The sequence below is a fragment of the Mucilaginibacter ginsenosidivorans genome (genome assembly GCF_007971025.1).
Taxonomy (GTDB): domain Bacteria; phylum Bacteroidota; class Bacteroidia; order Sphingobacteriales; family Sphingobacteriaceae; genus Mucilaginibacter; species Mucilaginibacter ginsenosidivorans.
This window is the reverse complement of sequence record NZ_CP042436.1, coordinates 3531164-3551197: the sequence shown is the minus strand read 5'-3', so window position 1 is coordinate 3551197 and position 20034 is coordinate 3531164. Positions and strand designations below refer to the sequence as shown.

General features: G+C 41.2%; 11 protein-coding genes and 1 pseudogene. 2 read left to right on the top strand and 10 right to left on the bottom strand.

Annotated elements, in window-relative coordinates; all coding sequences use genetic code 11:
- Positions 1-9 precede the first annotated feature (9 nt).
- The 6 genes and pseudogenes from FRZ54_RS16295 to FRZ54_RS16275 all read right to left on the bottom strand — a co-directional run bounded on the left by FRZ54_RS16295 (position 10) and on the right by FRZ54_RS16275 (position 13504).
- Positions 10-1860 (bottom strand): RagB/SusD family nutrient uptake outer membrane protein, encoded by a 1851-nt coding sequence (locus FRZ54_RS16295; RefSeq protein ID WP_147032643.1) that lies wholly within the window; start codon positions 1858-1860, stop codon positions 10-12.
- A 10-nt stretch (positions 1861-1870) separates the two neighbouring features.
- On the bottom strand, positions 1871-5134 hold the full coding sequence (locus tag FRZ54_RS16290) for a SusC/RagA family TonB-linked outer membrane protein (RefSeq protein ID WP_147032642.1): 3264 nt from the start codon (positions 5132-5134) through the stop codon (positions 1871-1873).
- A 432-nt stretch (positions 5135-5566) separates the two neighbouring features.
- Positions 5567-8836: a hybrid sensor histidine kinase/response regulator transcription factor gene (locus tag FRZ54_RS16285; RefSeq protein ID WP_228462516.1), complete on the bottom strand. Its 3270-nt coding sequence runs from the start codon at positions 8834-8836 to the stop codon at positions 5567-5569.
- A 192-nt stretch (positions 8837-9028) separates the two neighbouring features.
- Positions 9029-9595, bottom strand: a pseudogene (locus tag FRZ54_RS24995) (ligand-binding sensor domain-containing protein); the annotation flags it as partial.
- Between the two features lie 348 nt (positions 9596-9943).
- Entirely contained in the window at positions 9944-11920 is a 1977-nt protein-coding gene (locus tag FRZ54_RS16280; protein WP_147032640.1) for an alpha-L-arabinofuranosidase C-terminal domain-containing protein, read from the bottom strand.
- Between the two features lie 45 nt (positions 11921-11965).
- Entirely contained in the window at positions 11966-13504 is a 1539-nt protein-coding gene (locus FRZ54_RS16275; protein ID WP_147032639.1) for an alpha-N-arabinofuranosidase, read from the bottom strand.
- A gap of 263 nt (positions 13505-13767) precedes the next feature.
- Between FRZ54_RS16275 and FRZ54_RS16270 the strand changes: the two genes are divergently transcribed.
- Positions 13768-14475 carry an NUDIX hydrolase gene (locus FRZ54_RS16270; protein WP_147032638.1) on the top strand — a complete coding sequence of 236 codons (708 nt, stop codon included), beginning with the start codon at positions 13768-13770 and terminating at the stop codon, positions 14473-14475.
- A 277-nt stretch (positions 14476-14752) separates the two neighbouring features.
- Entirely contained in the window at positions 14753-16030 is a 1278-nt protein-coding gene (locus tag FRZ54_RS16265) for a glycoside hydrolase family 27 protein (protein WP_228462515.1), read from the top strand.
- A gap of 230 nt (positions 16031-16260) precedes the next feature.
- Here FRZ54_RS16265 and FRZ54_RS16260 read toward each other — a convergent pair whose 3' ends face one another.
- From FRZ54_RS16260 to FRZ54_RS16245, 4 genes are all read right to left on the bottom strand, one after another.
- The gene (locus FRZ54_RS16260; protein WP_147032636.1) at positions 16261-18096 is read right to left on the bottom strand and encodes a Rieske 2Fe-2S domain-containing protein; all 1836 of its coding nucleotides are present in this window, start codon (positions 18094-18096) and stop codon (positions 16261-16263) included.
- A 118-nt stretch (positions 18097-18214) separates the two neighbouring features.
- On the bottom strand, positions 18215-18394 hold the full coding sequence (locus FRZ54_RS16255) for a hypothetical protein (protein ID WP_147032635.1): 180 nt from the start codon (positions 18392-18394) through the stop codon (positions 18215-18217).
- Positions 18391-19254 carry an alpha/beta fold hydrolase gene (locus tag FRZ54_RS16250; protein ID WP_147032634.1) on the bottom strand — a complete coding sequence of 288 codons (864 nt, stop codon included), beginning with the start codon at positions 19252-19254 and terminating at the stop codon, positions 18391-18393. Before FRZ54_RS16250 ends, FRZ54_RS16255 begins: the two co-directional genes overlap by 4 nt.
- 1 nt (position 19255) lies before the next feature.
- Entirely contained in the window at positions 19256-20014 is a 759-nt protein-coding gene (locus FRZ54_RS16245) for an NRDE family protein (protein WP_147032633.1), read from the bottom strand.
- Between the last annotated feature and the right edge of the window lie 20 nt (positions 20015-20034).

Below are 20034 nucleotides of genomic sequence, written 5' to 3'. Positions count from 1 at the left end.
CCCCATTAATTAGTACCCGGGATTTTGAAAATCCTTAAGCTTGCTGTTTTTATTAATCTCGTCCCTGCTTATAGGCATGAAATAAAGCTTATCATCCCATGTTCGGTTTTCAACTCCGGGATCAAGATCTTGTACCGTGTAAGTATAATTGTAGTTATCGGTGTTGTACCTGTAAACACTAACGGATTTCCCAGGTTTTAATGTACCGGTAATCTTAATGATCCTGGCTTTATTGCCAAGGGTCGTCGGAGCAATCATCCAGCGGCGCGCATCATAAAACCGTTGCTCTTCAAACATCATTTCCACATTGCGCTCGTTCCTGTACCGTTGTTTAAGTGCATCCCCCACATCGGTTATTGCCGGCATTCCAGATCGGAAACGGATCTTATTAAGCCAGGTCCGCGCTTCGTTTTCTTGTCCCAGTTCAATACAGGTTTCTATGTAATTGAATACAACTTCGGTATACCTTATCAATGGCGACGGTACTTCCGACCGGGTGTTTTGGTCTACGATGGCTGGGTTAGGGTCCATAAACTTCCTGATGGCATAGCCGGTCCGTGTTCCGTTCCAGTTTTCAATAGGGCCGTTCCTTGTATCTAAGCCAAAGTAAGTTACAGGACTGGCAGCGCTGCCGGTTTGATAAGTTCCCATTTGTATTTCATTGTAAGGATCTATACCTGCACCGTCAGGGGTGCGCGGTTTCCACGGAGCGCCATCATACAAAACAGATGCATAAAAGCGTGGGTCCCTGTTTGTATAAGGTGCTCCGGCTTCCGCAGCGTTGTTCCAATCAAATTTAGTTCCATCCATCATTTCATAATCATCTACCATGTTTTGGGTAGGTTCGCTCGACGTCCAGCCATGATAACCATTGGTACAGTTGTTTCTGCCATACCATGCACCCCATTCGTCTTTGCTGTTACTATAATACCTCGCAAATATTATTTCGGCTTCTCCGCCATTTCTCGACAAATAAGAATTTTGATAATTCGTAAATCCATCTGCCGCACTTGCCGGGGCAGATAAATCAAGAGCATAACCATATTTGCCTAAATCCATCACCGCCTTTGCCGCTGCCTGTGCCTTTTGCCAGCGAACGGTGCGGTCGCCGCTCACATAACCCAACAATTCTGGATGGGCATAACCGGATATGGTGCTTGATTTTGTTTTTGCTGTGGGTATGTCATGCAAATCGCTAGCTGCGTATAGCAACACCCTTGCCTTTAAAGCTAAACAAGCATCACTGGTAGCACGTCCTTTTGCCAGATTCTTACCTTGAAGCAAGCTGGCTGCTAAATCTAAATCGCCTGTTATAAAATCAACACATTCTTCATATGTATTCCTGGCAATCGAAAAATCAGGTGTGCTAAGTGAATAGGACGATTTTACAATCGGAACGCCACCATAATAGCGCAGCATTTGATTGTAGAAATATGCGCGCATAAAATAAGCTTCTCCTTTCAATCTGTTAACCAATGTTGAATCAAGCGGAGCCGTCGCAAGATTCTCTAACGCCAGGTTAGCAGCCCTGATGCGGGCGTACATTTCACCCCATTCGTAGGTATTATTTACCCATCCTAAATGCGACGGGCTAATATTAGCCTCCATAATATCCTGTTTACCAAAATTATAGAGTGCGTTGTCCGTTATGCAATCCATACTTTCCTGGTTCAACTCTGCATCGTGCAAGCCATTATATAGCTCGGTTACAAATGCCTCGGAAAGGGCCGGATCAGACCATGTAACCGATGCCGATGCCTGGTTTAATGGTTTTGTGTTCAAAAAGTCCTTCTTACACGATGTAAGCAGCGCCCCCGATACAATGGTTATTATTGAAATATTTCTTATAAATGTTTTCATATCGTTCAAATTAAAATTTAACACTTACACCGAGATTAACGACTCTTGCCTGCGGATAATAATGACCATCTGAACTTGTGGATTCAGGATCATAGATATCCTCTTTTGCAAACGTTAACAGGTTAAGACCATTTGCATATACCCGCAAGTTGCTTATGCCAATTTTGCTGGTTAATGAAGTCGGAATGGTGTATCCCAACTCAACGTTCTTAAGACGGATATAATTCGTATTAAGTAACCAATAGGTGTTTCCGCCAGAAAAATACTGGTTATTTCTATCAACCGTACGCGGGTATTTAGTACTCGGATTGTCAACGGTCCAACGATGATCATAACTCCATTGCAAAAAGTTACCAATCGTTCCTGATTCGGTCTGAAGGAAAAGTTGACCGCCGGTGGCGCCCTGCAATAAAACAGTTAAATCGAAGCCCTTATACTGTAAACCTAAGTTAAAACCTCCTTGAAAAGTAGGCTGATTGGTCTTATCGTTCCTTACCTGGTCGTCCCCATTAATTTTACCATCGCCATTTACATCTTTATACATCATATCGCCTGGGCGAAGTGTGCTCGCACCAACGCCGCTGTAGTCAACCTTATTGGCATCGATTTGGGCCTGGGTCGAAAATATACCGGTATATATGTAATAAAGCTGGCTACCGATTGGATGCCCTGTTGATTTTTGCCAATCAGGCGCTCCGGGAACTTCTGACCAATAATCGATCTTATTTTTGGAATAGCCGCCGTTAACACCCAGGTTGTACCTCAAATCGCCGATCCTGTCGTGATAGGCTAATTGAAATTCCCATCCTCTGTTGCTAACCTTACCGATATTTATAGGAGGTATTAAGTTTCCTGGAATTGCAGTTGCAGGTATAGCGCCGTTATATGCCAATAATATCTGAGTACGTTTATTTTGGAATGCTTCAAACGTAAAATCAAGTTTCCCGTTTAACGTGGTACCATCTAAAGCGAGATTTATATTATTAGCTACTTCCCATGTAAAATTTGGATTTGGAACCGCGTTCTCATATAATGTTTGAGCGGGCACTCCATTAATTATATATGAACCAACATTATATAAGGGCAAATAAGCGTACTCATCTAAGGTATTGGAATTAGGTTTAACAACATAGTCATTGCCTAATTGTCCCCACGACCCGCGAAGTTTTAAACTTTGAATAAACCGGACATTTTCTCTAAAGAAACCTTCTTCAGAAATTCTCCATCCGGCTGACACCCCAGGGAAAAAGCCAAAACGATGCGTTTCAGGGAACATATAGGAACCATCCAGGCGCCATAAAAACTCAAGTAAGTATTTTTCTTTATAGTTATACCCTACCCTGCCAAAATAATTTAAACGGGCTTTTTCCCATGCGCCACCACCATCATTTATCTCAGCGTTACCACCGGCATCTAACTGATCAATAGATGTTGAATTAAAATACTTACGGGAAGCATTAAAATAGCTGGAATTTGATTTTTCTTTGGTTACACCTGCAAGCAAGACAATGTTGTGACTGCCGAAACTATGATCATAACTTATTATGCCTTCGAGCATGGTGCTTAACTGGTCTTCCGAGCCCTGATCAAGATGTGCCTGGGCAGGCCCGCGTGCTACTTTGGTAAGGACAGGCACACCGTTGTCATCCTTAGTTACATTATCCCAACTGTATACGTACCATGGCGTTTGCCAGTCTTTGGTTTGGCGCATATATTTATCTATGGCCACATTGCCGGTAATTTTCAGCCCAGCTACTCCAGGAACAGAAATTTCTATTTTTCCGTTAGTCTGAGCATAATATCGCGTGTCTTTGCTATACCCGGTTTGATTAGTCGTGATCAATACAGGTTGCTGGCCATTTTCAATATCTGGTCCCGGCAAACCATTGGGCCAATAAGCCGGCCTGTAGGGATAACCGCGCATTAACATCCTGAATATATCACCCGCACTTTCACCGGCAGGGAAGAAACGGTTTTCCTGCCGGCCCGATACGCCAAAGCTTGTAGTGATATATTTGTTGACCTTGGCGTCAAGGTTTAAACGGATATCGTATTGTTTATACCCCGTAGCAGAATTTTTGTAATAACCATCCTGATCTTCGTATCCAATGGAGGTAAGATATTTCACATCTTCTGAACCGCCTGACAATTGAACATTCTGACGCGATTGCGGAGACCAGTCTTTTAAAGTAGCCTTGAACCAATCTGTATTAGGGTGTCCCCATGGGTCAGAACCATCGGCAAACTTCGCAAAATCATCTGGTTTAAATGTAGCCGTAGTAACCGCTCCGTTGTCCGGCCTGGTAAAACTACCTGTCGTTTTAAATGCCTCTGAAGCGGCTGCCCAGTACTCTGAAGGCAAACCATACAGGTCTATTTCGTTAACCAATGTGGCATATTGGGTTGAATTAGCCATTTTGGGTATAAGTGTAGGCTGAGCCCATCCGTGATTGTAAGTATAGGAAAGCTGAGGTTTGCCTACTTTACCGTGTTTGGTGGTGATCAGAATAACGCCGTTGGCCGCCCTGGCCCCATAAATAGCAGCAGATGCATCTTTTAATACCGATATACTTTCGACATCAGCCGGATTTATACGATCAATATTATTTTGTCCGGCTGGGGCTGGAACTCCATCTATTACAATGAGTGCATCGTTATTACCCAAAGTGTTAGTACCGCGTATCCGGATAGTTGAACCATCATAACCAGGTTCGCCGCTTCCATTCATCGCGATAACACCCGGCATCCGTCCTGCTATGGAATTGGAAAGGTTAACAGCAGGCGATTTTACCAGGTCTTCACCCTTAACGGATGCTACTGAACCGGTAACCGTTATTTTCTTTTGTACACCATAACCGACAACCACTACTTCCGTTAGTCCTTTGGATGATGGTTTTAATTTAACATTAATAGTGGATTGGCCGTTGACAGGTACCTCTGCTGTAGTATACCCGATATAGGATATAACCAATGTAGCATTATCAGCAACGGTCAAGGTAAAATTTCCATTTGCGTCTGTCAGCGTTCCCAAACTAGAACCTTTTACCTTTACTGATACACCGATCAGGGTTTCACCAGTCGTCTGATCTGACACATTCCCTGAAACTTTTATTTGAGCATTTTTTGCTCCCGTTATTTTTGTAAACTTCGCTCCCTTAATATTTATAGTGCCGGCAAATGAAAAGCTCACAAATATTAAAGCTAATAATACCTGGCCTAACACTACTTTAAATATCTTGAACAAGTTTACAGTTCTATGTAAATTGTATTCCATAATAGCTTATTTTTAATTAGTTAAAATTTAATGCACATTATAAGGCAAGATGATTGAGGGCAAGAAATCATGTATTGATTTTGTCCCTTCCGTTCCGGGGTCAGTATAGTTTATTTATCATGCTCATGAGTTTTTAGGTTATATGTTGAATTAATATTGGTTCAATTGGCAAAGGGCTATTTAGGCAGCCCGAATAACTACGGCCTTTAATAATTTCGTGTAATAAAATTCATAAACCTGCGTTTACTTCATCTATCAACGTGATTGACAGTCGTTCAATCAAAATAAATGTACTTACTACAATTATAATCGGCGACACTAAATTGACTATAAATGGCAAGAAGAGTGCGGGGTAAATTCTTAGAACTTGAGGGGGTAATTGGTAAAATCGGGCAATTTTGCCGTCTTTATCAATATTGTTACTTAATGAAATTAATATTTACCCGATTTTAACTTTACGGCGTTTTTGGTGATGTTATTATGAAAGGGTGTACGGAACTTCTTTATATATTCGGAAGGGTTTAATTCAAATAATTTATTGAACTGTTCCCTAAAATATTTAGGATCATTTATACCAACTTTGTACGCTGCTTCAGAAACAGTGCAGTCTGTGTTGAGGAACATTTCAGCAGCTTTTCTGAGCCGTATAAATCGTATAAAACCATTTGCCGATTGCCCGGAAATAGCCCGGATCTTCTTATAGAGGTTAGAATGGCTCATTCCAATCTCATCAGCCAAAGTTTTAATACAAAAATCACTGTCAGCGAGGTTGTCTTCTACAACTTTGATGCATTCTGTTAAAAACTTTCTATAATCCGGTGGTATCTTAAAATCATTTACTTTTAACGTTATTTCGTTGTAAAAATATTTTTGGAGATTATTTTTACTCTTTAGGATGCCATTAACACGAGCAACCAGCAATTCCTTTTCAAAAGGTTTACTTATATAATCGTCCGCTCCCCCTTCAATCCCTTTAAGCTTAATTTCGGGCGACGAACTGGCAGTTAATAACAAAACGGGAATATGGCTTGATACAGGATCTTCCTTAACTCTGCTGCACAATTCAATACCACTAAGGCCTTGCATCATCACATCGCTAATGATGATATCCGGTAAAAATTGAAACACCATGTCCAGGCCTTCAACTCCATTGGCAGCCTCAAAGATCTCAAAATCAGATGAAAAAATTTGCTTCAAATACTGCCTGATCTGGGCATTATCATCAACTATCAGCATGGATTTGCATTCGACATTAAAAGGTTCTTCCTTTCTGCCCTTCACTGAATTAAGTTCTTTATTCTTTGGTAACTCCTCATAACTTTCAATAAGTTCGTCCAAAAAAACAGAATTTTCCAGGACGTCTTCGAAAATAAGATTAGGGCTTAAATGCTCCTTGCCTTTTAACAAACTTATTTTAAAGGTTGTACCAACTCCTTTTACGCTTTTATAACTAATATTGCCCTTATGGTTTTCAATAAACATTTTTACAAGATAAAGGCCAATTCCAAAGCCCCCTGTCAATGGTAATTCATTTTGTGCCTGGTAAAATTTATTAAATAATTCTTCGCCAATAGCTTCGTCTATGCCGCAGCCTGAATCTGTTATTTCTATATTAACCAAGCTGGCAGTTTCAGAAATCCAACAATTTACTGTCCCGTTATCCGGTGTAAACTTTAATGCATTTGATATTAAATTAAATAGAGCGATTTCTATCTTTTCCCTGTCGGCAAACAATTCGATATTTTCAACATCGCAAAAAAAACCGAACTGGATATTTTTCCTTTTCGCCTGGTGATTAAAGCATAAAAAGACCTCCTTAGACAAATTTACAACGTTTAACTTGACTATTTTGAGTTTATCTGCTTCACTATCCGCTTTCCTGAACAATAATAATTGGTCAACTAAACTTAACAACCTGCGCGCATTACGATATACTATATTCAAATTAGTTGTGTCATTCGATCGTTCCCCGGTACTAAATAGCAATTCTTTCACAGGGTTTATGATCAATGTTAAGGGAGTTCGAAATTCGTGAGAGACATTTGTGAAAAAAGACAGTTTCCGTTCGTTAAGTTCCTTTTCTTTTTCAGCCGACATTTGTGCAATTTTCACTTCGTATTTTAACCTGGCCTGCCTACCGCGATAAAGCAGGTAATAATAGATCAAAGCAGCCGCTATTAGGGAATAACTCAAAAATGCCCACCATGTCTTATACCAGGGCGGGAGGACTTTTATTTTTAGAGTAGCATAATTTTCAAACCATATTCCGTCCTGATTAGCTGTTTTTACTTTAAATGTATAATCCCCAGCCGGAAGGTAACGGTAAGTAACTGATTTTTGATTTTTTACGTAGTTCCAGGTTTTTTCTAACCCAACCAATTGATAAGCGAATTGATTCTTTTCGGCGTATGCATAATTTAACGCGACATATTGTATGGAAAAAACCGATTGGTTGGGTTTTAAAGTAATTTGAGTAGATTCATTTATAACCTCACTTAGTATGTTATCTTTTTGACCAACCTCAACTTCTTTACCAAATAATTGAAAACCAGTAATTAGCACCTTTGGTTTAAACATATTCTGCTTAACCGCTGCAGGGTAAAAAACATTATAACCTTCGGTTCCGCCAAAAATCATAAACTTTTTCTTACTGCAATACATTGATGAACTTGGATTAAACTCACCCGCCTGTAATCCGTCCGAAGTATCATAATTGGTGATTTTGTTAGTATTTACCTCAACCCGCGACAACCCATTATTTGTACTTATCCAGACGTTCCCTATCTCGTCTTTCTGTATTGCATTTACCGTATTGTTCGCTAATCCATCCCTTTCCGTGTATCGTTTGATTTTTTTTCTTTTGATGTCATACACAACCAACCCATCTCCTTCGGTGCCGATGAAAAGGTGATCATTTTTATCTAAATACAAGGAATATATAACCTTGCTCGGCAGAAACTCTTCGATTTGAGCCTTACTAAAATAGTCGACGAATTTTTTTTGATCTCTTATGAAGTATTTTAACCCTGAAGCGTATGTCCCGATGTATAGGTTCCCATATTTATCTTCAGCAAGGGCGCGAATATTGTCAGAACCGATGGTGCTGTTTTGCGGATTATAGTTTACAAATTTATCCTTTCCCGATGTTAGCAAACTTAAACCTCCCCCGTTTGTCCCCACCCACAAATTGCTTTTTGAATCCTCGAGAATAACCCTTACATCATTCTGACTTATACTTGCCGGATCATTTGCTTTATGAATAAAATTGATAAAGGAATCTTTTTTTTTGTCATATCGAAAAAGCCCCTGAGAATAAGACCCAAACCACAACGTATTGGTATGATCCTTATAGGCACAGAGTATTGCATTGTCGGTTAATGAGCCTTTTTGTCCATTTGCACGATAGTATTTTACAACCTCTCCGCTTAATTTCTTTTTGTATATTCCATCACCGTCTGTTCCAAGCCACAAGTAGCCGTCATCGTCAATGCACATGCCATAATATCTCAAAAAACTAACACCGTAATTATCAGTCAGTTTATTCTGAAATTTTTGAAATTTTTCAGGCGCTTTGCTCAATAAATATATCCCATCGCCATAAGTACCGGCCCATATGTTCTTGTCCTTATCCTGGAATAAGGCTTGAACAGACCGTGCTGTTATACCATAGTTATCTTCAGATTTTACCGGGTCGATAGTCAAATCCTTATACGCTGATTTTTCGGCTTTATCGAGATCGATATGATATAAGCCACCATCCTGTAAGCCAACCAACAAGTTTTTATTGTCATCTTCCAGGAGAGAATAAAAATAGTTGCTCCTGAGGTTATACTTTGAGCCCAAAAAAAAGTGGAATTTATGCTCCGATCTTCTATAAAGAAATAACCCTTTGCTGGTTGCTATCCACATATCATGGTTGTGATCCTCATAGATAGAATTCACCCTGCATGGAGGGATTATATTTACGGGGACCTGGTTATTTAAATTTTTTGAGAGCGCCCCGTTGGCTGTGCTAAAAACACTTAGCCCGCCGTTCTGTGTGCCGACCCATAACAACCCATAGGTGTCCTCAACAACATTAATGACTAAATTGCCTGACAGACCACGCAATTGCTTTTTATCATAACTTTTAAATTGCTGACTTTTTAAATTATAGGACGATAAGCCCAAACTGCCACATGAAAACCACAGTTGATCTTTATTATTTTGAAAAATACTGTTAACATTATTTAGATAAAGTGATTCGTTACCTGGTGGATCAAACTTAATAAAACGTTCGGTATTGGTATCAAATTTGTATATTCCCCTTCGTGACGATATCCATATTCCATCGCTATTATCCTTAAATATAACCTGGACATAGTTGCTCGGTAAACTATACGGATTATTAAATTCAAATTTGAATACTTTAAAATTGGTACCGTCAAAACGATTTAAGCCATCGCCTGTGGCAAACCACATAAATCCCTTACTATCCTGGGTTATCCCATTAATAATCCCAAATGAAAGTCCATCTTTCAATGAGTATTTTATCACTTTTTTATTAAACAGATCTTGGGTAAAACCGGATGAACAAGCTATTAACCCTATCAGGATAAGTATAAATCTCCTCATTAATATTAAATAATAGGTAAATATTGGCAGTTGTAAATTTATGTAACAAAAGCGCTACAAAAACTCCATATTCAAATGTAGTTTATTTTCATTGAAAAAGAAATGTATAATTGACAATCATAAATACTTCGATTTTGCTTTATTTCAGCCTATTTACATCAACTTCACCAGTACAGGGGTACTTCAACACCACACCTATTCCGCTATTGACACGCGAACAACACAGAATGAATATTGCTTTAGAATTAATTTCACATGATTGCCCATAAACTCAATTTTGCTTTTCTTCGGGCTGATGTTAAGCGGATCATCCAGCGAATTGACGCCATTAAGATCGTCGCTCTGTAACACCGTCAGCGTTCCTTTTGACCCCGGTTTTACGCCATTAACCACCAAATCGGCTTTCTGTTCCATTTTGCCGGTATTAACTATTTTAATGATCAACTGATGCCCCTTACTATCCAAAACGGCCGAGGCAAAACAACCTTCCTGCCCGGTGACAGCTTTGTTATCTAAAGTAAGAGGCACCACGTCTGTCCCTTTATTTAATGAGTATAACTGCTGTACATAGTAATTCGGTGTACCGTATGATTTCAGGTTATCAAACCATATCAGGTCAGGTGTCCATTGCCATCCTTCAACATGGGCGAATAATGGTGCATAAGATGCCATACTTACCACGTCGGCATTTCTCTCTAAACCCGTCATAAAAGCAGCTTCGGCTATTGCACATTGCCAGTTATTCTTATTATCCGGGCTCCCTGCACTCACACTTTGAGCTGCGTATTCGCCTGCAAAAATCTTTGGACCCTTGCGGGCATAATTGTCATATCGCTTTACGTTTTGCAAAAACCATTGGGGTGCCCTGTAATAGTGTTCATCTAAAATGTCAGCATTCAGCTTCCGGAAGCTCTTATTCAAATCGTCAAATATTTCGCCATCGGGATTGGGGCCAAGGCTGCTTACAAGTTTGATCTGCGGATATCTGGCATGAATGGCCTTCTCGAAAATTTTATACCTCTCAATATACTGTGGTCCCCATTGCTCATTACCAACACCCATCATTTTTAAATTAAATGGCTTCGGATGCCCGAGCTGCGCACGCTTTTTACCCCATGTTGTTTTGACAGATCCATTTGCAAACTCGATGAGGTCCAGCGCGTCCTTTACATATGGGCCAAGCTGATCTAACGGCACTAATTCGCAGGTGTTAAACTGGCAGGCCATTCCGCAATTAATTATTGGTAAAGGCGATGCCCCGATATCTTCGGCCAGTTCAAAATATTCCAGGAAACCTAATCCAAAGCTTTGATAATAGTCGGGAGTCGGCCGGTGAGCGAACTCGGTATTCCAGCGATTGATTATCATTCTGCGATCAGCCACATCGCCTATGGTTTTTTTCCATTGATACCGCGTGTCCAATTCGCGTCCTTCGACGATACAACCTCCGGGAAAACGCAGAAATCCGGGTTTCATGTCGGCCAGTTTTTGTACAAGGTCGGCTCGCAAACCGCCCTCCCGTTGTTTCCAGGTATCTTTTGGAAACAGCGATATCATATCAAGATCAACAGAGCCTTTGCCGTTTACCAAAACTCTAAGGCTGGCTTTGGGATCTGTTTCAGTAGCGTTAAAGTTGGTTGTATATTTTTTCCATTCTTTTGATGAAGGCGAAACTGTGGCACTGCCAATAACTTCCCCTTTTGCACTAATCAATTCGATTTGGAGGCTTATACCGGCAACCCAAGGAAGTTTGGCAAGAACGGAGAAATTATATTGATCATCCTTTTTTACGCCCATGCCACGAAACCCCTCGTTGCTAAGGCCATAACCCTTTGGCGTTTTAGAGGTAACATGTATAAATCTGGGGTTATCGGGATTGGCAACGCCCCTGTTTAATACCAGCACACTGCCATCGCCACCATCCTGCTTAAGCTCCTTCCATCCCATTAAAGGAGCTTTGAACTCAAAAGACCGGTTTTTCACCAATTCAGCATAAACACCGCCATCGCCGGCCATATTGATATCTTCAAAAAACACGCCGTACATAGTTGGCTGCACATGCGCCTTTATATTATCGGCAGCAATTACATACACCTTTTCTGTAGTGTCTGATTGGCAGAAAGCCGACAGATAAAGAAAAATGAAGCCTAATAGTAAAAGGATTTTTTTCATTATAAGCGGTTGATCTATTATGGCGGCCTATGAATTGTGATCGAGTTATTCTAATTCTAGTGTAACGACAGATTTTGCCGGTATAATTACTACCAATTTATCACCATCCTTTTTGGCTCCGGTAAAATTCGCCAGGTGCAATTTATCGGGTTGTTGAAAGGTATTTACATCAGTAATATTTGCCGACGTAAGTATCTGGCCGGTTACTGATTTCCATTTTATATCCTTAAGGCTGGTAGTAATGGTTATATCGTTATGAATATCCAGGTTGGCAAGTGAGATATGTACCTTTCCCGATGCATCCTGTGACGCAGAAACATTTATAGCGGATATTGTCTTACCGTCTACCGTGTAATCAGGTGAATTTAGTTGTATTGGTAGATATTTGGCATCCTGGTGCACTTTGTACATATCAAAAACGTGATAAGTAGGTGTCAAAAGCATTTTATCCTTATCAGTAAGGATTAGAGATTGCAGCACATTGATTGTTTGCGCCAAAGCTGCTGCCCGCACCCGGTCGCAGTGGTTGTTAAATATATTTAAGGTAGTTGCAGCTATCAGTGCATCCCTCAAACTATTTTGCTGATACAAAAATCCGGGGTTTGTGCCGGGTTCAACATCGGTCCATACCCCCCATTCATCAACTACCAGGGCTACTTTCTTTTTAGGATCGTATTTATCCATTATGGCCGAGTGCTTGTTAACAAGCTCCTCCATTTTAAGGCAATTGACCATGGTATTAAAATACTCCTTTTCACTAAAAGCGGTAGCCGATCCTTTATGCCCCCAATCTCCTGTCGGAACAGTGTAATAATGTAACGAGATACCCCACATCATCCAATCGGGGATATTTTTCATGATAACTTCCGTCCAGTTATAATCATCGGAGTTGGGGCCACTTGCGATCTTTTTAAGTGGCGCGCCCGGGTAGTTTTTAGCAAAGGAAGCATACCTTTTAAACTGATCAGCATAAAACTCGGGGGTCATATTCCCACCACAGCCCCAGCTTTCATTTCCTATGCCCCAAAAAGTCACTTTGTAGGGGTCGGGGTGCCCGTTTTGCTTACGCAACTGAGCAACCGTACTGGTGCTGTTTGAATTCACATATTCTATCCATTTGGACATTTCTTCTACCGTACCACTGCCAACATTAGCAGCTATATATGGTTCGCAACCCAATAGTTCGCAAAGCTTTAAAAACTCATGCGTGCCAAAGCTGTTGTCTTCTGTTGTGCCCCCCCAGTTTGTATTTACCATCCGTGGCCGTTGTGCACTTGGACCAATGCCGTCGCGCCAATGATATTCGTCGGCGAAACATCCGCCGGGCCAGCGTAAGTTGGGTATCTTAATTTTCTTAAGGGCGGCAACTACATCCAGCCTGATACGATCCTGTTTAGCAACGGGCAATGATTTATCCACCCAAAAGCCGCCATAAATGCCATGCCCCAGGTGTTCGGCAAATTGCCCGTATATGTGCTTGCTGATAGTTAGCTTTGAATCATTGCTTATAACTATGCTAGCTGTATTTTGAGCATAGCATGTAATATTTAAGCCTGCAAATAGTAAAAAGAGGTACTTTTTCAAGAGTTGTAATTTTTTTAGATGATTGATTCTTGGTTGATAATCGGAGCACGTTGTCGTGCTTAATAAAATCTAAGTAAAGTAAAATATTTTTAATTGTAAAATAAACAATTAAAAATATTCTCAATTTTTATATGTACTTTGTACACTAATAAAAGCCAAAATATGGCTTCAGCAAGCGGTTTACCACAAAAAAATTACCTTATGTATTTTTTATTGTACGAAAAAATATATTTGTTTGGCTTTTTCTAACTCCTGATCCCACAATGCACAAATACTCAAAACAAACCCGCCTGTTACTGGCCGTTGACTGTATTATCTTCGGATTTGACGGCGAGGCCCTAAAGATCTTATTGATCAAAAGAGCTTTTCAGCCTGAAAAAGGCAATTGGAGTTTGATGGGGGGCTTTGTGCAAACAACTGAAAGTATTGACCAGGCTGCCAACCGTATATTAAAGCAATGTACCGGTTTAGATGGCGTTTACCTTGAGCAGTTGCATACATTTGGCGATACAAACCGCGATCCTATAGAAAGAACCGCATCTGTGGCCTATTTTGCATTAATAGATATACACAAATACGAAACCCAGTTAAGTCATAATTACCATGCGGAATGGTTTCCTCTTAAACGTATTCCAAAATTGATATTCGATCACCAGGAAATGGTGGAAGCTGCAAAAAGAAGAATTCGGTACAAGGCTGCTCTGCATCCAATTTTGTTCGAACTTTTACCAATTAAATTCACCTTACCCCAACTTCAAATACTTTATGAGAGTGTTTTTAACACCACAATTGACAAAAGGAATTTCAGCAAACGGGTTTTAGCGACCGGGTTGTTAATTAAATTGGCGGACAAGGACAAAACCGGATCTAAGCGGGGTGCTTACTATTATCAACTCAACATGCAGAATTATTATGCTAAATTTCAGGCTTTTCTGAATTTTATTCCTAATCCTGACACCCTCCGCCTATAGCGTCTCCGGGCAAATTTTGTAAACTATTTTAAATGTTTTTCTAAAACACTTTCTTTTATAAAAAATTAAGTGTTATTTAAACACGAATTATAAAATCTATTACCGGTTATTGCCTATGTTTGGGTTGGGACCGGATTACAGTTCCAACCAGTTTACGTTGTATTAATCAATTCTGCCAAAATAGATGAAAATGAAAATTCTATATCTGCTATTAGCCTTCTGCGCATGTTGGACTAATGTTTATGCGCAAAAAAGCGACATTGACTCAGCCCCGCCCATGGGTTGGAACAGTTATAACTGCTTTGGCTCGGCCGTGCATGAAAATGAGGTTAAGGCCAATGCCAATTATATGGCCAAATACCTAAAAGCCCACGGTTGGAATTACGTCGTTGTGGATTTTTTATGGTCATACGATAATCCTCCCGGCAGTAATATTGGCAATCCTTTTCAAAAGAACCTGCAGGATGGTTCATTTGTTCCATGGTTAACCATGGATAAGTGGGGCAGGTTATTGCCTCAGCCCACTAAATTCCCATCAGCATTTGGCGGACAAGGATTCAAACCGCTTTCAGCCTATATTCACAAACTGGGTTTAAAATTTGGGATACATGTAATGCGCGGTATTCCGCGCCAGGCGGTATGGGCCAAATCACCGGTTTTGGGCGCCACTGGTATCACCGCCAATATGATAGCTGATACCACCTCCAAATGCGATTGGTTAAACCATATGTATGGTTTAAATATGGATAAGCAGGGTGCACAGGATTATTTAAATTCATTACTAAAACTGTATGCCTCATGGGGGGTAGATTTCATTAAAGTAGATGACATTGCCCGGCCTTATCACAAAAAGGAAATAGAGGGATACCGCAAGGCTATTGAGCAATGTGGCAGACCGATAATACTAAGCATCTCCCCTGGGGAAACCCCGGTAAATGAGGCTGAACATGTAAAACAAAATGCAAACATGTGGCGCATGGCAGATGATTTTTGGGATAATTGGAAAGAGATATTGCACATGTTTGATTATGCCAAACAATGGGAAGGTTTCGGGGGTAATGGACACTGGCCAGATTGCGATATGCTGCAGATTGGCAAATTATCAAAACGGGGGCCTGTAGGTAACGAGCGGTACAGTCGGTTTACGAATGATGAATTGTATACACACATGACGTTCTGGTGTATTTTCCGGTCGCCTTTAATGATCGGGGGGAATCTTCCTGAAAATCGGGCCATTGAAAAAGCATTATTTACCAACGATGAAGTACTGGCTGTGAATCAGCATGGCACAGCTCCACATCAATTGTATAAAACCGATAGCATCATGGTTTGGTATTCTCATATACCTGGAAGTAAGGATATTTATGTCGCCCTGTTTAACATAGGAGAGAGCGCTCGGGATGTAGCTATTGACTTTTCATCAATAGGTTTTAAAGGAAAGGTCAGGGTAAGGGATCTCTGGAAAAAACAAAATATTGGGATTTATAAAACAAACTACTCCAAAACAATTAATAAACATGGAGCTGCGTTAGTAAGACTTACACCTATAAACTGAATACAAGCCGTGTATTGGCCACCTGTTTTAATTAAGGCTAAAAAAGATTTGATCTTGACTGAAAATCAAAGTTTTAATGACAAAAGAGGGTCGATTATAATGCAAATATCGAACAAGTTTGGTGTTGGTGCACTTTTCGTTGGACGTTCCTTCAAAGCATTTTGTATAAAAATCTTTCCACTTTTAAAGGTCAGTTGTCCAAACTGCTACATGTTCCAGTGTCATACTCTTTAATTAAATAGCGGATGTATTTGATTTGCGGGGTCAGTATAAAAGACATACCAGTTATCATAGCGATACAATATGCCGGTTATCTTCACAGGCTCAGCAACATAGTTTAGCACCTGGTTGTTAATTTTTTCTCCCCGGGGTCCCTGCAGAATGGCGTATCGCATTTCACCTTTTTCATCTTTAAAAGTAAGGATGGGCATGATGCCACCACTGATGCATAAAATGGCGCAGGCACGGTGCGGTTTGCCTTCGCCCGGATTCATCGCACCGAGGTAGCATTTCGGATCGATTATTTCGCCTAGGATCGACGTGTCCGCCAATTTCTTTAATTCGGCAGCAGGCAGATTATTGTTTTTGTCTGATACTTTAACTGAAAGCTCCCCTTTACTTAACTCCATCGCCGTGACGTCATTACGCTGAATAACAGCCCCGTTAATTGAGGTTAAATAATGATCTGTATTAAAATGCTTCATAACAGAATCGACCACTCCGTTTGCACCAAACTTGGAATCGTTTACCAGGGGATAAGTTTTAATAATCGTTTGCCCGCTTTGGCCCTTCCCGGCAATAGTTCTTATAGCAGGGAATGGATAAGATACCAACTGTCCCTGGATCGTTTTGAGGTCTTCGTAATCAAAGGATGACTTAGCCACGTGTGTCAGCCTTGTAGTAAAACCAACGGCAACCAGCAATGCAACCGCGCATAAGCCCAGTGCTGCTCTTTTAACAAATTTGATAATAGCAATTGGGTTTTGATCGCTCCAACCAATGAAAAAGGAAGTCGGGTCAGTCGCCTTTTGCTCACCGATCGTTGCGGGTTCAACGGAGGTTCCTTCAGGCAAAGCATTCACGTTAACGTATACCGAATTGCCTTTTAACTTCAATCGGTAAGTGGCAAGTTTCTCGGTGAATGGCGGTGGTGCGCAACCATCGCCGGGCTGGTATTGATAGCCATGCCAGGGACAGGTAATACAACCATCGACAATCTTCCCCTCGCCTAACGGGCCGTTCTGATGCTTACAAACGTTATGTACAGCACTCAATTTATTACCGTACTTAAAAACGGCAACTCTTTCATTATTTACAATAGCCATTTTGGCCCGGCTATCTTCAATATCGCCTGCCTCGCATACGTAAACCCATTCTCTATCTTCTATGGTCCGTTGCCTGCAATCAAATTTCCACTCCTTAATGCCCGCAAGAATGTGCAAAGTGGCAACAGTGAGCAAACCTGTTATCAGCATTAAAAATATCAGCGGGCTGCTCTCCAGTTGGATAATTCCAAGCATCACATGCATGATGATGAGTGCATAAGCCAGGTATACCATCATGTGCATCGCTTTCCAGGTTTTTGGCGAGAGAAAATTTAGCCAGAAATCGTGGCTTGTAAATGCCATGATCATGAATATGATGTAAGCAGTGAACCCGAGTGTCTGAAAAGGAAAAAACCGCAGTGAATTATAATGCGTATTGCCCGCGAAAAGCGAAACCAGCGGGTGCAGCATTCCACCCGAATGAAACCAAACCAGGCTCAGGACAGCATGTACGGACGCCACACAAAACATAGTAACTCCAAGATGCCTGCGATTGTATAGTAACGGCAAAAGCCAGGGCTGCAGTCTGCAAAGCGGGCCAATGATGAGTATGACGTGTAAAAGAATAATGGCCAGCGTACCAAATGCTCTTATCACGATGGTCATTGCTATGAGCTGCGGAAAAAGCAGCTTGCTTAGCAAAATAAACGAAGCCAGGTAAATAGCAATGAACGACCAAAGGAAACGATCGTATTTCTTTTTAAATGGGTTCCATAAAACCGGTACGTATGAGGTGCTCATGTCTGTAAAATTTAATGCGGCAGGTATGGAATACTAACATATGCCACGATGGTTAACGTTGTGATGACCACAGCTATCAGCAGCCAGGCTATCAAATGTCTTTTGCGGTATTTGGCTATCATGACCTCAGCGATTTAAAAAGAACAACCGGCCACAGGACAACGCAGCCCGGCAGAATGATAAATTTAACACCCGTGGCTATTCCTGAATTCCAATATGTGTGCCTGATAAATAACAGCCACAAGGTCGATACCAGGCCAGTTGCCAGGTACAGGTATAAGATGTATATCGCCATCATTTCTCTTGAGTTTTTAGGGTTAATAAATGCTTTTGTATGATATCGAAATGTTCCCAGGGAATAAAGTGGTTTGCCCCCGGTATGATGATCGTTTTCACGTTTTTGTTGCCTGCAAGTTTTTGTTGGCCATAGGTTACATTCCTCACGGTAACAAGCGGGTCTTTATCACCATGGATAAAAGTTACCGGCATGGTCAGTTCGTTGTAATGAGCGTCCATCGTAAACAGGTCCTTTTTGTAATAGTATATTTCAGTATTGCAAGTTCTGAATGCCCCCGGGATCAGGAACTCCAGCGGAGTGTCAACAAAAATTCCTCGCCAGCTTTCCTTTGGCTCCTCGTAAGGCGAGATCGATCCTGCAAGGACAGTAAGCGATGCGTAAGCCTGGGGATGTTCCTGTGCCAGCTTAACTATAATAGGCCCGCCCAGGCTATGGCCTACCAGGTGAAGCGGCCTGCCATTGGCTTCATGCTCTATGATCTTGTAGATAAGATAGGATTGCTCATCAAGGTGAAATGCTCTGCCGAAATCACTATAGCCAAAACCAGGGCGATCGATAGCAATTACCCTGAAGTATTTGAGCAAACTGGTATCCATCAGGTATCTTTTGTAGGCGCTCCAGCTGCCCGGCGAACCATGGATTATGAACAGTGTCGGAAATTTTTCATTGCCGGTTTTAACGTAATGCAAGGGGATATTGTCGACGGTCAGACGGCAAAAAGAAGCGGTGATACCTCTTTGGCTAAATTCCTTTTCAGCATCCCTGTCGGCCTCCCTCATCTGAAAACACGATTGGGAACAGATCATCCATGCAGGGATAATCAGCCAGAAAAACCATCGCTTTTTGATTCGTCCCGCCATATTAATCGTTGAGCAAAAATGGCCTGTTCTTTAATGGCAGCGACGAAATATAAAACTTGTCCTCCAGCACATCTGTGTGATAAAACATAACGCTATTGTGCATAACCACGGCTTGCGTTACACTTGGCGCCTGGCATAGCTCTTTGTGGAATGTCCGGATAGCCGAAGCATAAGGCTTAGGTTTCTTCACCAGGAAATTTTTAAACTCCTCCTTCTTCCCGGTCGAGTAGTGCCTGTAATAAGCAGGCATCGACGACCAGATATGTTCTTCACTTATCTCAAGGTCGAGTATTGTTTTCTCTCCGTTATCCCAGGTCATATCGTAAAGCTTATCGCCTGCATAAAGGATCAGTGAAAACGGCTCGAAATACCGTAAGTCGTATTCAGTAAAAAAGCTTATCGGGAAATCCGAGCAAACAATATCCAGCAAAAGCAGGCTGCTGCTTTTCAATTTATTTTCTTTCCGGGTCAAGTCCGATTCCTGGTGGATCATCACAGCCACATGCCCTTCTTCGCTTGCCGCAAACCATGATCCGCCAGTCTTTTCATCCCGCGTAAACATGATCTTTTTGTTGTTGCGCGTGGTCGTCAATGGCGGCAATGCATAGCCACGCTCCACATTTCCATCCCAGTCAGAAGTTAATATCGTCGAATATTTATTTTTCAAAAACGTCACATTACACATAAAATCGATCACTTTATATTCGGGTACCCTAACTTCTGTCAGCATTTCATCCATCAGTTCCATAGTGAAAATCATTTTGTTAACCCTTTAGTTCG